General features: G+C 28.4%; 12 protein-coding genes. 9 read left to right on the top strand and 3 right to left on the bottom strand.

What is annotated here, in order from left to right:
* Window positions 1-51: 51 nt before the first annotated feature.
* From NGI68_RS03770 to NGI68_RS03735, 8 genes are all read left to right on the top strand, one after another.
* Entirely contained in the window at window positions 52-855 is an 804-nt protein-coding gene (locus NGI68_RS03770) for a PTS mannose/fructose/sorbose/N-acetylgalactosamine transporter subunit IIC (protein WP_251860140.1), read from the top strand.
* Window positions 848-1,651 (top strand): PTS system mannose/fructose/sorbose family transporter subunit IID, encoded by an 804-nt coding sequence (locus tag NGI68_RS03765; RefSeq protein ID WP_251860139.1) that lies wholly within the window; start codon window positions 848-850, stop codon window positions 1,649-1,651. The genes NGI68_RS03770 and NGI68_RS03765 overlap by 8 nt, the downstream gene beginning before the upstream one ends.
* Window positions 1,652-1,683: 32 nt before the next feature.
* Window positions 1,684-2,097, top strand: coding sequence for a PTS sugar transporter subunit IIA (locus NGI68_RS03760; RefSeq protein ID WP_251860138.1), 414 nt, complete (start codon window positions 1,684-1,686; stop codon window positions 2,095-2,097).
* A gap of 260 nt (window positions 2,098-2,357) precedes the next feature.
* The gene (locus NGI68_RS03755; protein ID WP_251860137.1) at window positions 2,358-3,953 is read left to right on the top strand and encodes an AMP-binding protein; all 1,596 of its coding nucleotides are present in this window, start codon (window positions 2,358-2,360) and stop codon (window positions 3,951-3,953) included.
* Between the two features lie 720 nt (window positions 3,954-4,673).
* Window positions 4,674-5,498: a transporter substrate-binding domain-containing protein gene (locus tag NGI68_RS03750; protein WP_251860136.1), complete on the top strand. Its 825-nt coding sequence runs from the start codon at window positions 4,674-4,676 to the stop codon at window positions 5,496-5,498.
* Window positions 5,499-5,632: 134 nt separating this feature from the next.
* Window positions 5,633-6,283, top strand: coding sequence for an amino acid ABC transporter permease (locus tag NGI68_RS03745; protein ID WP_251860135.1), 651 nt, complete (start codon window positions 5,633-5,635; stop codon window positions 6,281-6,283).
* The gene (locus NGI68_RS03740; protein WP_251860134.1) at window positions 6,276-6,998 is read left to right on the top strand and encodes an amino acid ABC transporter ATP-binding protein; all 723 of its coding nucleotides are present in this window, start codon (window positions 6,276-6,278) and stop codon (window positions 6,996-6,998) included. The genes NGI68_RS03745 and NGI68_RS03740 overlap by 8 nt, the downstream gene beginning before the upstream one ends.
* Window positions 6,999-7,038: 40 nt before the next feature.
* The gene (locus NGI68_RS03735; RefSeq protein WP_251860133.1) at window positions 7,039-8,121 is read left to right on the top strand and encodes an NAD/NADP octopine/nopaline dehydrogenase family protein; all 1,083 of its coding nucleotides are present in this window, start codon (window positions 7,039-7,041) and stop codon (window positions 8,119-8,121) included.
* Window positions 8,122-8,602: 481 nt separating this feature from the next.
* Here the strand turns inward: NGI68_RS03735 and NGI68_RS03730 are convergent, their stop codons facing one another.
* The 3 genes from NGI68_RS03730 to NGI68_RS03720 form a co-directional block, all read right to left on the bottom strand.
* Window positions 8,603-9,964, bottom strand: coding sequence for an 8-oxoguanine deaminase (locus NGI68_RS03730; protein ID WP_251860132.1), 1,362 nt, complete (start codon window positions 9,962-9,964; stop codon window positions 8,603-8,605).
* A 49-nt stretch (window positions 9,965-10,013) separates the two neighbouring features.
* Window positions 10,014-10,700 carry a YczE/YyaS/YitT family protein gene (locus NGI68_RS03725; RefSeq protein ID WP_251860131.1) on the bottom strand — a complete coding sequence of 229 codons (687 nt, stop codon included), beginning with the start codon at window positions 10,698-10,700 and terminating at the stop codon, window positions 10,014-10,016.
* 252 nt (window positions 10,701-10,952) lie between these two features.
* Window positions 10,953-11,711: a GntR family transcriptional regulator gene (locus NGI68_RS03720; RefSeq protein WP_251860130.1), complete on the bottom strand. Its 759-nt coding sequence runs from the start codon at window positions 11,709-11,711 to the stop codon at window positions 10,953-10,955.
* A gap of 755 nt (window positions 11,712-12,466) precedes the next feature.
* On the opposite strand from NGI68_RS03720, the gene NGI68_RS03715 reads away from it, so the two are divergent.
* Entirely contained in the window at window positions 12,467-14,098 is a 1,632-nt protein-coding gene (locus NGI68_RS03715; RefSeq protein ID WP_251860129.1) for a LexA family protein, read from the top strand.
* The last annotated feature ends 17 nt before the right edge of the window (window positions 14,099-14,115 follow it).

Genomic DNA, 14,115 nt, shown 5'->3' with positions numbered 1-14,115 from the left:
ATATTCATATGACTTTACAGAACCCAATAAAATTTATAGGAGGGGGAAAAAATGTTATTAGCATCATGGCAAATTATTGTTCTCGTAATATTTGCAGGCATAAGTTTCCTAGATGGAATGAGCCTTATGATGGGTCTTTACCATAACATAGTCTTAGTAGGTTTATTCACTGGATTGGTAGTTGGAGATCCTCATTTAGGACTAGTAGTAGGTGGAAGTTTTCAATTACTTGCTTTAGGTATGGCTGCAATTGGAGGATCATCCATTCCGGAATATCGTTCCGCAACTATCTTAGTAATTGCTTTGGCTTCATTAAATGGTGGAATGAGTGTGGCACAGCAGTATATTGTTACATTCGGAATTCCAGTAGCAGCTCTTACAATTCAACTTGATGTTGTTGCAAAAATGTGTAATTCAATTTTTCAAGGGAGAATTGATAAAGCAATACAAGATAAAGACTATAAAAAAATTCAACGATACAATACATTAGGAGCTGTTTCTTTATTTTTAGGAAGAGCTATTCCAGTAGCTGTTGGATTAATTGTAGGACCTAGTATTGTGTCTATATTAGCTACTTACACACCAATGTGGTTAGTTAATGGATTTAAGATTGCTGGAGGTATGCTTCCAATTGTAGGATTTGTAGTATTATTAAAATATTTACCAACAAAAGAAAATATCCATTTTGTATTATTGGGATTTGTATTAGCAGCCTATTTAGGACTTAATACAACAGGAGTAGCAATTATTGGAGTAATTATTGCAATGGTAATTTATAAAAATTCAAATAATCTAAATCAACAGACAGCAAATGTAGGATTAGCTGATTTTGAAGGAGATGATTATGATGAATAAAAAGTTTAGTGAAAAAGAATTAAAAAAAATCAGCTGGAGATGGGCTTTAATAGGACAACTATGCTTGAATTATGGAAAGATGCATGGGGCAGGATATGTAACAACAATGCTTCCAGTAATAGATAAGTTATATGGAGATGATGAAGAAGCTAAGCAAAAGGCCTTAGTTGCACATTCTCAGTATTACAATTGTACTCCACATTTTACACATTTGATTTTAGGCATGGATATAGCCATTGAAGAACAAGAAGGTATTTCAGCTATTGATACAGTAAGCTCATTAAAAACATCACTGATGGGACCGTTATCAGGAATAGGTGATACAATATTTGCAGTAATGAATTCAGTAGTATTTGGAAGTATAGCAGCTACAATGGCAAAGGACGGAAATCCTATAGGGCTAATTTTGTGGGAAGTATGGTATATATTTGTATTATTCTTTGTAAGACCATTTTTATTTAAGGTTGGCTACAAACAGGGAGCTAATTTGATCAGTGTATATAGTGATAAACTTAAATCAATAACTAAGTCAATATCCGTTTTGGGATTAATAGTTGTTGGATCAATGGTAGCATCAATGGTTAACATAAAATTGGCAACAATACATTTATTTTCAACTAAGTTAGATTTACAGGCTGGTTTGTTTGATAAGATTATGCCTAAATTACCACAGGCATTGCTTGCAGTGTTTCTTTATTGGTTAATAGGAAGAAAAGGAATGACAACTACTAAATTAATCTTATTTGTTATTTTAATTGCTATAGGTTTATCTGTTACAGGTATTATAGTTCCATAATATTGACTGAAAATTTAAGGAGGATATGACAAATGAAAAGAGGAATAATGTTAGTATCTCATGGTAAACTAGCTAGTGAATTAAAAAATTCAGTAGGAATGATTACCGGTAGTGTTGATGATATTTATTGTGTTTGTTTAGAAAATGGTGAAGGTATTGAAAAATTTACAGAAAAGCTTAATTCTGAGATTGGTAAATTAGAAGACTATGAAGAGATTTTGATTTTTGCTGACCTATATGGAGGTTCACCATGCAATACAGTGGTAAAACATTTGGTTAATGACGATAAATACAAGATTATAAGTGGAATGAATATATCCATGGTAATTACAGCAGTTTTGAATACAGAAGAAGAAGTGGATAGTCTTATGAATGTTGGTAGAAATGCTATAATAGATGTAAAAGAAATTTATAGAAGAATGAGTAATGATGAAGAGGAAGATTAAGGTAAGTTTATTGTTTTAGCTATTTAAAATTAGTTTAATAATAGGTACTCTTTTTAAGGTAGACAGATTTAAAAAAAATCTGTTAAAATCTACTTTAAAGAGAGTACTTTTATGTGTATAAAAAAGTTTTCGTGTGATTGTTGGGTAAATGTAATAGCATAATAGATTAAGTATAGTAGAGAACTATGTGATATAAAATAGTATTATTATGATAAAATAATGTATTACATCAAAATCAAAAGAAAGCGTGGTTATTTTTAATGTTGATTTTTTCTTCTATATATGAAAATGCAAAACAACATAAAACAAAAACATGTATGGTTTTTAATAATGACAGTATTACTTATGAAGAATTGATAAAATATATAGATAAAAAGTCTTCCTTTTTAAAAGAAAAATTTAAAAGAGGAGAAAAAGTAATAATAAAAGATTTACATCCTATAAATACTATAATTAATCTATTATCCTGTGCAAACACAGGATTAATTTCTATACCTGTGGATAATAAAATATTACATGAAAGTCGCAATAATATAAGAAAGTACACAAATTCATCTATTATGATGGAGGATAATTTTATTTATCATCTTAAAGAAAATAAAGAAATATTTAATGAAAATATAACAGAATGGAATTTATATTGCAAAGATCAGAAAGAACGTAATATATGCCATAAAAATAATATAAAAAACAATAATTTATATTATGACTATAAAGAAGACTGTGATTTGTATTGCAAGGATGATAAAGATTCAAAATTAAATGATAATGAACAAGAGGAAAAAACTTTAGGTTACAAACATAAGGAAGATTATAATGATATATTTCTTGGAGCTTTAAGTTCAGGAACCACGGGGAAGAGAAAAGTTGTATATAGAGATCATATTAGCTGGACTAGTGCTTTTAAATATCAAAGTGAAATATTTAATATTGATTCCCATGACACACTTTTCCTGGTTGGATCTTTAAGTTATACTGCTAATCTTAATAGCGCTATACATATGTTAAATGAAGGGGGAACTATAGTATTTTCTAAAAGTATTTATCCTAAAACCTGGATAAGACAAATAGAACAGGATAATATAACAAGTATATTTATGGTTCCAGCTCATTATAGATTATTACTAAAAGAGCTCAAGAATAATATTAATAATATAAAATCTTTGGTAAGTGCGGGGGCTAAAATTGATGTAGATACGGTAAAAAAGTTAAAACATAGATTTCCTAAAGCTGGTATATGTGAATACTACGGAGCCAGTGAACTGGGGCATATAACTTATATAAATTTTAGAGAAAACTTTAATGATAATAGTGTAGGAAAACCATTTCCAGGGGTAAAAATATGGATAGAAAATATTGAAATACCTATTAAAAAAGTAGAAAATAATAAAAACACAATTTTAAATGAAGATCTCAATAATGAGTTTAAATTGACACTTAAAAAAGGAAGAGTATGGGTTGAAAGCTCTTATATAGCACCAGCATTTAGACCAAAGGCTACTGTAGGGGATATAGGTAAGATAGATAAACAAGGCAATTTATATATTTTAGGTAGAGAAAATGGAATTATAAATAAAGGAGGAGTAAAAATACTACCTTATGAGGTGGAAAAAATTTTAAATAAACATCCCAAAATAGTTCAATCTGTGGTATTTCCTATAGCAGATAATATGAAAGGACAAGAGGTGGCAGCAGTTATTTTAACAAAAGATAGAGCACTTACTAGAAAAGAAATAATGGATTATTGTAGAGAACATTTAGATAGTCATAAGCGTCCTAAAAAATTAAACATAGTTTCAAATATAAAATTAAACTCTAACGGGAAAATCGATATAAGTGAGTTAGGGCGTGTCTGAAAACTATTTGATGCTATGCAAATAACTAGCTGAATGCAATTTTGGAGTATAAATTAGCCATTAATTAGTATATATTCTTGCTGTTTTTTTGTTTTTTCTTAATTTTATTTGCTCAGTTTTGAGTTTTCAGACACACCCTAATGAAAAATGGATTTTAATTTATTAAAGCACCGTATAATTATTAATGGCTAATAACAAATACATAGTGTCACAATTGTCACTAAAATAGTAATAATTACTCATGTACTTAATGTACTATTTTAATTAAGAGTGGTATTGAAAAAATATATCTATGAGGCTGTCACATTAAGAATAAATCCTACAATATATTGTGTTAACCCTAAACTTGTAAAACGATATATTGTTATTAATTTATTTAATGTCACAGTCCCATTTTTATGTAAACAATTACAAAAAAACTCTAATTAATAGGTAAAAAATACAAGGAATTAAAAACATATGCATTAATTTTCTTAATAGAAGGAATATTAAGAAAAAACAGAAGTAGTCGCATAAATATACAAATATAATAATAAATGGAATAGAGATGAAAAGAACTACTATATGATGTTAAAAGGACTGCTTAGCATATATAAGGAGATGGATACATTAAATGGAATAATTAATATACAAGAAAGTGTTGCATAATTATATAAATTTATATATAATTATACGAAACAAATAAACAATTATTAATATAAATACTTGGGGGTAAATGAAATGATAAAAAAGAGTTTAAAGAAAATTATTGCAATATCATTGGTAACTATTTCAATGTTTGCATTATCAGCATGTGGAAGTAATAAAAGTTCTTCAGATAGTAAATCAGCAGCTGTGGAAAAGATAAAGAAAAGTGGAAAGCTTGTATTAGGAACAAGTGCTGATTTTCCACCATATGAGTTTCATAAATCAGTAAATGGAAAAGACGAAATTGTAGGTTTTGATATTGAAATAGCAAAACAAATAGCAAAAGACCTTGGGGTAAAACTTGAAGTTAAAGACATGAAATTTGATGGACTACTTGCGAGTTTAAACCAAGGAAAGGTTGATTTGGTTCTATCAGGGATGACTCCTACAGACGAAAGAAAGAAAAATGTAGATTTTTCAGATCTTTATTATACATCAGTCCAATCAATAATTGTAAAAAAAGCTGATAAGGATAAATTTAAGACAGCTAAAGATTTAGATGGTAAGAAAATCGGAGTTCAAAAGGGTTCAATTCAAGAAGGAATAGCTAAAAAACAAGTTCCTGGTGCTGAAAGAGTAGGTTTAGGTAAAGTATCTGATTTGATTTTAGCACTTAATACTAATAGAGTTGATTCAACTTTAGTAGAATTACCAGTTGCCACTTCATATGTAAAAGCTAATAAGGATTTAGTTGTATCTGATATAAAAGTTGATGCAGAAGAAGCAGGATCAGCAGTAGCAGTTAAAAAGGGAAATTCAGATTTAGTTAAAGAAATAAATAAAACATTAGATAGATTAAAGAAAGAAAAAGCTGTAGACAAGTACGTTACAGAAGCAAGCAAATTAGCAGATCAATAAATCATAATAAAAATAGCATATTTAGAGGGTGTTTCAAAAGTAAAAGTATTTTGAAACAACCCTTTTGTTTATAAAAACAAGCTATGAATAGTATTAACTTATAGTTAATACACAAATATAAGGAGGAAATAGCATTGGATTTTAGCTTTTTATCAGAGTATTATAAGTTTTTCTTCGATGGTGCTAAATTTACTATAGTTTTAGCATTCTTCACAGTACTAATTGGATTTGTACTAGGATTATTGCTTTCTATGATGAGATTATCAAATAATAAAATTTTAAGAGCTATATCAGCAAGTTATGTAGAATTTATAAGGGGAACTCCTGTTCTTGTGCAATTATATATTATATATTACGGATTGCCTAATTTAGGAATTAATCTTCCAGAGATTGTTGCAGGTATTATAGCTTTATCAATAAATAGTTCAGCGTATATTGCTGAAATAGTACGTGCAGGTATACAAGCCGTTGATAAGGGACAAATGGAAGCCGCAAGATCTTTAGGTATGACTAATAATATGGGAATGAGACTGGTTATTATACCTCAAGCAATGAAAAATATTTTACCAGCACTAGGAAATGAATTTATCGTAGTTATTAAAGAATCATCAGTTGCTTCTATAATAGGTATACATGAACTTATGTATAATGCAGATACAGTAAGAGGAAATATATTTAGGCCTTTTGAACCATTAATAGTGGCAGCACTTATGTATTTTGTACTAACATTTTCATTATCTAAATTGGTAGGTTCTTTTGAAAGGAGATTGAAGACAGGTGATTAAAGTCAATAACTTATGCAAGAAATTTGGTAAATTAGAAGTTTTAAAAGGAATAAATATAGATATTAAAAAAGGAGAAGTTGTGGTTGTTATTGGACCAAGTGGTTCAGGTAAAAGTACATTTTTAAGATGTTTAAATTTACTTGAAGAACCAACTGGTGGACAGATAGATTTTGAAGGGGTGTCTATAACAGATAAAAAAACTGACATTAATAATGTAAGACAAAGAATGGGAATGGTATTTCAACAGTTTAATTTATTTCCTAATATGTCTGTCATAGATAATATTACTGCAGCTCCAAAGAAAGTTAAGGGAATGTCTCAGGAAGAAGCTAATAAGATAGCATTAAGCCTTTTAAAAAGAGTAGGCCTTGAAGATAAAGCCAATAATTATCCTTCCCAACTTTCAGGAGGTCAAAAGCAAAGAATAGCAATAGCAAGAGCAGTTGCAATGCAGCCTAGTGTAATGCTATTTGATGAACCTACATCAGCACTTGATCCAGAAATGGTAGGAGAAGTTTTAGAAGTTATGAAAAAGTTAGCATCAGAAGGTATGACAATGGTAGTGGTAACACATGAAATGGGATTTGCAAAAGAAGTGGGGGATAGAGTTATATTTATGGATGGAGGAGTAATAGTGGAGGAAAATTCACCAGACAAACTATTTTCTAATCCACAGCATCCAAGAACGCAAGAGTTCTTATCTAAAGTATTATAGTGTAAAAGCAGTTCAATCTTATTAAGGGGGCATTTTTAATATGAATAAGAATTTGAAATGGGCAATAATCGGAGCTGGAAATGGGGGTCAATCAGTAGCTGGACACCTAGGGATAATGGGGTTTAATGTAAAAATTTATGATATTTTCAAAGAAACTATAGATATAATAAATAAGCAGGGTGGAATATTTCTAGAGGGAGCAGTTGAAGGTTTTGGTAAAGTAAAAGGTACTAATGATTTAGAAGAAGCAATTAATGATGCAGATATTGTAATGGTAATTGCTCCTGCATTAGCTCATAATGATATTGCTAAATCCTGTGCACCTTATTTAAAAGACGGTCAGGTTGTAGTTTTACATCCAGGAGCAACTTTTGGAGCATTGGCATTTAGAAAGGTTTTGTTAGATGAAAACTGCAAAGCAAATGTGTCAATTACTGAAACTAGTACATTGATTTATGCCTGTAGAATGATAGAGCCAGGGAAAACTCGTATATTAGGCATTAAAGATAGATTACAAATAGCTACATTGCCTGCTGTTAAAACAGAAGAAGTTGTAGAACTTTTAAGATGTGCATATCCACAGATTGAGCCTTTGGATAATGTAATGTTAACTAGTTTAGACAATACTAATCCAATAATTCATCCAGCAGCTACATTGCTAAATACTTCAATGATAGAATCAGGGAAGGAATGGTTGTTTTATTGGGATGGTATTACTACTTCTGTTGGGGATTTGATAGATGATCTTGATAAGGAAAGATTGAACATAGCAGAGAAATTAGGATATAAGATGGATGCCATTAAGGATCAGTACAGAATAGAGTATAATGCTGAAGGAAAAAATATAAGTGAGATTTTTAGAAATACGGAAGCATATTCAGGAGTACATGGTCAGAAATCTATTGATACTAGATATATTACAGAGGATATTCCTATGGGATTAGTACCTTTTATATCTTTAGGAAAAAAATTAGGTGTAAAAGTAGAAAGAATGGAAGTTATAAGTAAACTATGTGAATTTATGCTTCATAGAGATTTGACAAGCTATGGACGTTCTCTTGAAAATCTTGGCCTTGATCATATGACCATAGATGAAATAATGTCACTTATAATGGAAGGATAGTATTTTTCAGTATCTTATTTATAATTTTATTAGTGAATTACAATAGAAAAAACAGATTTATTATAGTTACATAAGAGAAGATCACAAATAAATTAGTACATTAAAATACCAATAAAATCTAGAAGTTCATTGGTATGTTTCAATATATAGACAATTACAAATTAATTAGTATTAACCATCTAATGTAAAAAAGTAAAAGAGAATCTTTTAAAAATAGATTTAGTTTAAGATAAGAACTATAAAATTAAATCTGTTTTTGGAGATTCTCTTTTGCATTACTAAGCTTTGTTCCTTTAATTAAATGTTTAATAAGTTTTTTTCTTGAAAAAACATAATCTGGGCAACCTCCATTTTTATAAGAATATTATATTAATTTTTATGGGGTTTACACAGATTATTTTACAATCTTTATATAAATGATAATTTTTCATAAATATTAGTGTAATATAAATGATAGTTTTTTATAAATATCAATGTAATACTAAGCCTTATTAACTAATTTTTCAACAACTTTGTTAGCTTTATCAGTTACTTTCTCTTCATCAATAGTAGTAAGCTTACCATCTTTAACAACTATTTTTCCTGCAATTATTGTATAATCTACGGAACCTTTAATTCCAACAGTACCTAATATAGATCTTGGATCATATTGAGTTCCTACAAGTTCAAATCTATTTGAATCTATCATAAATAAATCGGCTGCTTTACCTACTGAAAGTTCACCAATATCCTCTCTGCCAAGGATTCTTGCACTGCCTCTTGTGGCAACTTTTAATATATCATATCCTGTAGGGGCATTTTGACTTGAATTTAATCTGTGTAATAGGTAGGCAACTCTTAACTCTTCTAGTAAATTTGATCCATCATTACTTGCGCTACCATCTACAGCTAATCCCACTGGAATATCTAATTTCAACATTTCTGGTATTCTTGCGATTCCTGATGAAAGCTTCATATTGGATATTGGACAATGGGCCACTCCAGTTTTTGTTTTAGCTAATAGTTTAAGCTCTTCATCATTAAAGTGTATACCATGAGCGAACCATACATCTTCACCTATCCAACCCAAGCTTTCCATGTATTCTAATGGTCTCATGTTGAATTTTTCTAAAGTGAATTTTTCTTCATCTTTAGTTTCAGCTAGATGAGTGTGTAATCTTACGTTTAAGCTTCTTGCAAGTTTTGCAGATTCTTTCATTAAATCTCCTGTTACACTGAAAGGAGAGCAAGGTGCTAATGCCACTTGACGCATAGCAAATTTTTCAGGTTGGTGGTATTTTTTTATAAGTCTTTCAGAATCATATAAAATTTTATCTATAGTTTGAACTACTGAATCTGGCGGAAGTCCTCCATCCTTTTTACTTAAGGACATACTTCCTCTAGATGCATGCATTCTTATTCCTAATTCTTCTGCTGCTGAAAATTGAGTATCAATTAATTGGTCACCAGCTTCATTAGGAAAGACATAGTGATGGTCGAAACAAGTTGTACATCCGTTTTTCATAAGTTCTCCCATTCCTGTAAGAGAGCTATATCTTATAACATCTGTATCTAGTCCTTTCCAAATTTCATATAATGTTATAAGCCAAGGGAATAACTCCATCTTTTGCACTTGAGGTAAATTTCGTGTGAATACTTGATAAAGATGATGATGAGTGTTTATAAGACCAGGATAAACTAACATATTCTTAGCATCTATTACCTCATCTGCATCATATATATCATTTCCAATATATTTTATAATACCATCTTCTATATAAATATTAACATTATCAAAAACTCTGTCTTCATTATCGCAAGTTATTAATGATTTAATGTTCTTAATAAATAAAGTGTTTTTCAAAATAATCACTCCTTATTTTTGATTAAGTTTATCTATTCTAAATATATTTTTATTTATTTATAGTACAGTCTGTTTTCTTATTTTTCAAGCTTAAATAGCTATCTTTTAATGTGTAATGAGCAAAAGCGTCAAAATCATAATTTAATATTTTAGCTGCAAATTTTATAAAATATCCAAGAGTTAGAGCTAGTACAATTGTTCCTATGCCAAAAGGTCCCTTTAACAGTATTCCAATAGCTAGAGCCCCTATTTCTAAACAGGCTCTTATAAGATTAACAGGTTTTTTTGTACTAGTAATTAGATATTCCATTAAAGCATCTCTAGTACCAACCCCTATTTTTGCCCTTAATGATAACACAATTCCAAATGCAAATATTATTAGACTTCCTAAAAGCATTAATATTTTAATACTCAATTGATCAGGTGTTTTAATACCAAATTTAAATGTAAGATCAATAAAAAAACCTATGAAATATGCATTTAATATAGTGCCAACTCCAGGAATAACACCTTTAGACCAGGTAAATATCAACAAAATAAATGCTACTATTTGAGATGCTTGCCCCAAAGTAATAGGAATATAATTGGTTATTCCTAAACTTAATACATCCCAAGGACTGGCACCTAAGCCACTTTGAACAGCTAAAACTATTGCAACCCCACACATGAATAGTCCCAAGATATTCATAATTATTTTGTATCCCCATTGAACAAAGGTAAGCCTTTTTTTACACAATATAATCGCCCCCCTATTTATTTTTATTTAGCTCATTCTAGATTTAGATGATTGTTAGTATACGTTATCAATAGATATACCTCCTCCTTAAAATTCTTTTGAAGATGATTTATACTTTGTTTACATTATAAGACTATTTTTATGATATGTAAATAATATCATCACTAATTCATCAGATGAATTAGTGAAAATAAAAAAACGTTAACTAGGGTTTAAGCCATTTCAAGCACCTAGTTAACGAATTGAAATTATTTATTCTTCATAAAATTTGTAGTTTGTATTTCTACACAGTGTAAATTTAATAAATCTATTTGTGTAATATTCAGTATCAAACATTAATATTTTTGATTCATAATCATATTCAAAGACTTCAAATTTAAGTAAGGGATTTCTAATTTTAATATTAAATATATTTGAAAGTTTTTTATTGGCACAATCAGTATAAATATGAACTACATCATGAGTTATTTTTGTATCGCATAATCTTTCTATTGTAGGGAATATACAAGGAGTTACTAGATCTTCTGTTATATCTAAAGAAGTTAGCCTTTTTTTAGGGATTCTATCAATATAAAATGCAGCCACATCTTCATTTGCATATAATACTTTTTCTACAACTAATATTTCTTCTTCAGAATCTAATTCTAACTTTTCTCTTTCCTCATCAGTAGCTTTTCTAAATTCCAAATTTATAACTTTAAATTTTACATTGTAACCATTTTTCCTTAAACAACCTTCTATGTCACAACCAAAATCTATTCTATTCTCCAGTTTAGTGACAAAAGTGTTAATTATAGTACCCTTTCCTTGAATTCTGGATACAATACCTTCTCTCTCTAATACAGTAACTGCTTCTCTAATAGTTAATATACTTACTCCTAATAGTTTTGAAAGTTTGTCTTCTGTTGGCAACAATTCATTTTCAGTTTCTTTTATGTATTGTTTTAAATTTTCAATTACCTTTTGAACAACAGATACTTTTTTTATACGCTTAATTCTTATATCAGCCATTGAATCACTCCTTGAATTATTAACAAGTATATTATAATATTTGTCCACCTTATTCTATCATAAGTATAGTTAAAAATCTAAGTTAGATTCAAAAAGAGAAGGCTTATAGAAAATATATATAGGATACTTTAAATGAAGTCAGATTATATTATTTAAAGGTGAAAATATAAAGAAGTTTATGTGAAATTCTATAACTAAGTTTAAAAAGAATTTTTATTTGATATAATGTATATAAGTAATGACATAAGAATGCAAACCTATATATATTATTTCTAAAATTTATACCTAACCTATTATCAGTGGAGAAAATATTCATATAAATTAGTAATTCATAAAAAAAATTAAATTAAAAATAAAAGTAATCAATGAAATTATTATAAAATTTAAATTTGAAGAATGAAAATTATTGTATTTGAATATTTAAATAAGTATAACTTAAAGTTGATAGTAATAATTATAGAGCAATAAATTTGTATCTTAAATTAGGTTTTCAAATAGAAGGTAAATTTAAAAATGATAAGATGCTATCAGATGGATCTTATATAGATGGATATGGAATGGCATTATTTCTTAAATAATAATATTTAATATGAAATTCTATATGTGGTTTAGGAGGAAAGTTGTATATAATTAAGTAAATGATACATTTAATTATATACAATAAGTTCTTCTTGGAGTCTATAGATTATGACAAATTGGTGTAAGTATAAAAAACTATATATAAACAATTATATATGGAATAAGGAGGTGGAGATATGAACTTGGAAAGTGGACAAAATAGAGTAGTAAAAAGCAAACATTTAGGATATGGATTATTAAGAGGAAAAGTAGGTACTGGTAAAACTATAGCAGCTATATATAGAGGTATTTATTTAAAAAATCAATATTGTATGTATGAAAAAGATAAAGTATTAATTTTATCAAAAACTGATAAAAATTTAAAATATATCAAAGATATATATAATGAGGCAGAAAATGAAGGAGTTCAATATATTACACTATTTTCATATATAGAAGACAAGTTATATTTTTCAGATATAGATAAAATCATAAATCAATACTTTTCTAAGTACATAAAACATAAGGATATAAAATGTAAATTGGCAACAGAGAAACAAAGATTAGCTATAATTAAAGAATGCATAAGTTATATAAAGGATAAATATAAAAATCTAAAGTATGTATATACAAAGTATAATAAATTCTTTTTAGAAGAAGTACAATGGATAAAGAATTGTATGTATTACGATTTTGAGGAATATAAAAATGCAGATAGGGTAGGTAGAAAGGTAAAAAAAGGGGAAGGACCTCAAAGGGTTGTAAAAAATTCTTTAACTAGAGAAGCCATATTTAAAATTATGCTTCTATACAATGAAAAGTTGAAGAATAATAATTTAGTTGATTATAGTGATGTGGTAAACATAGCTTTAAAACAAGCTATTAGTCATAAACAAAATAGATTTAATCACATAATAGTAGATGAAGCACAGAATTTTACTAAATTAGAATTAAAATTTATAGAGTGTTTAGGCAAAAAAGATATATATTCTAGCATATTGTTTGTTGCAGACAAAGAAGAAATATCAGATTCTAAGGGCTGGATAACTAAGGGCCGGAAATTAAGTAATCTTAACTTAGGGTTTGAATTTAAAAGATTTAACTTAAATAAAAGAATCTGTTTTGGTGATGAAATGCTAAATAAAAATGCTGAGGAAAATCTATCATATCATATAAAAGAAGATAAGCTTATAAGAAAAGATTTAAATGGCAATATAGATGTTTATAATATAAAATGTGCTAATTTTGAAGATAAAAGTTTAGATAAGAATAACAATGATAAAAGCGAAAATAAATCACATAAAGACAAGGTGAAGTATGCTATGGACAAATATAAATATATTGATATGAAACATAGAAGATCTTATGAATTTATTAAAGATTCATCTAACAGTGAAGAAATTATAGTAGAAGATGGATCAGTAAAAGAAGAGTATAAAGAAGACAATCTAATGAAGATTCCAGTATTTAATGACATAGCAGCGGGAGAACCTATACTTATGAATCCTTGTATAGAAGGGGACTTTGCTATTCCTAAGTTTTGGGTAAAAGGTATGAAAGAATGTTTTATACTAAAAGTAAAAGGAGATAGTATGATAGGTGCTAATATAGATGATGGAGACCATGTGGTGATAAAACAACAACAGATGGCTGAAAACAAAGATATAGTAGCAGTGAATATGGGTGGAAGTGCCACACTAAAAAGATTATTAATAAAAAAATCAGGTGCAGTACTTATGCCAGAAAATAAAAACTATAAACCTATAGAAATTACAGAAGAAGGAGCAAGTATTATAGGAGTAGCAGTGGGTGTAATAAAGGAAAAATAATAATTTTTATAAGTTAT

This window comes from Clostridium sp. Marseille-Q2269 (assembly GCF_943736985.1).
Taxonomy (GTDB): domain Bacteria; phylum Bacillota; class Clostridia; order Clostridiales; family Clostridiaceae; genus Clostridium_F.
The sequence above is the reverse complement of the archived record's forward strand: the minus strand, read 5'-3'. Positions and strand labels throughout refer to the sequence as shown.

What these genes read in the sequence shown, in the direction of transcription:
- NGI68_RS03770 (WP_251860140.1), top strand. Translation starts at nt 52, where the DNA reads ATGTTATTAGCATCATGGCAAATTATTGTTCTCGTAATATTTGCAGGC.
- NGI68_RS03765 (WP_251860139.1), top strand. Translation starts at nt 848, where the DNA reads ATGAATAAAAAGTTTAGTGAAAAAGAATTAAAAAAAATCAGCTGGAGA.
- NGI68_RS03760 (WP_251860138.1), top strand. Translation starts at nt 1,684, where the DNA reads ATGAAAAGAGGAATAATGTTAGTATCTCATGGTAAACTAGCTAGTGAA.
- NGI68_RS03755 (WP_251860137.1), top strand. Translation starts at nt 2,358, where the DNA reads ATGTTGATTTTTTCTTCTATATATGAAAATGCAAAACAACATAAAACA.
- NGI68_RS03750 (WP_251860136.1), top strand. Translation starts at nt 4,674, where the DNA reads ATGATAAAAAAGAGTTTAAAGAAAATTATTGCAATATCATTGGTAACT.
- NGI68_RS03735 (WP_251860133.1), top strand. Translation starts at nt 7,039, where the DNA reads ATGAATAAGAATTTGAAATGGGCAATAATCGGAGCTGGAAATGGGGGT.
- NGI68_RS03720 (WP_251860130.1), bottom strand. Translation starts at nt 11,711, where the DNA reads ATGGCTGATATAAGAATTAAGCGTATAAAAAAAGTATCTGTTGTTCAA.
- NGI68_RS03715 (WP_251860129.1), top strand. Translation starts at nt 12,467, where the DNA reads ATGAACTTGGAAAGTGGACAAAATAGAGTAGTAAAAAGCAAACATTTA.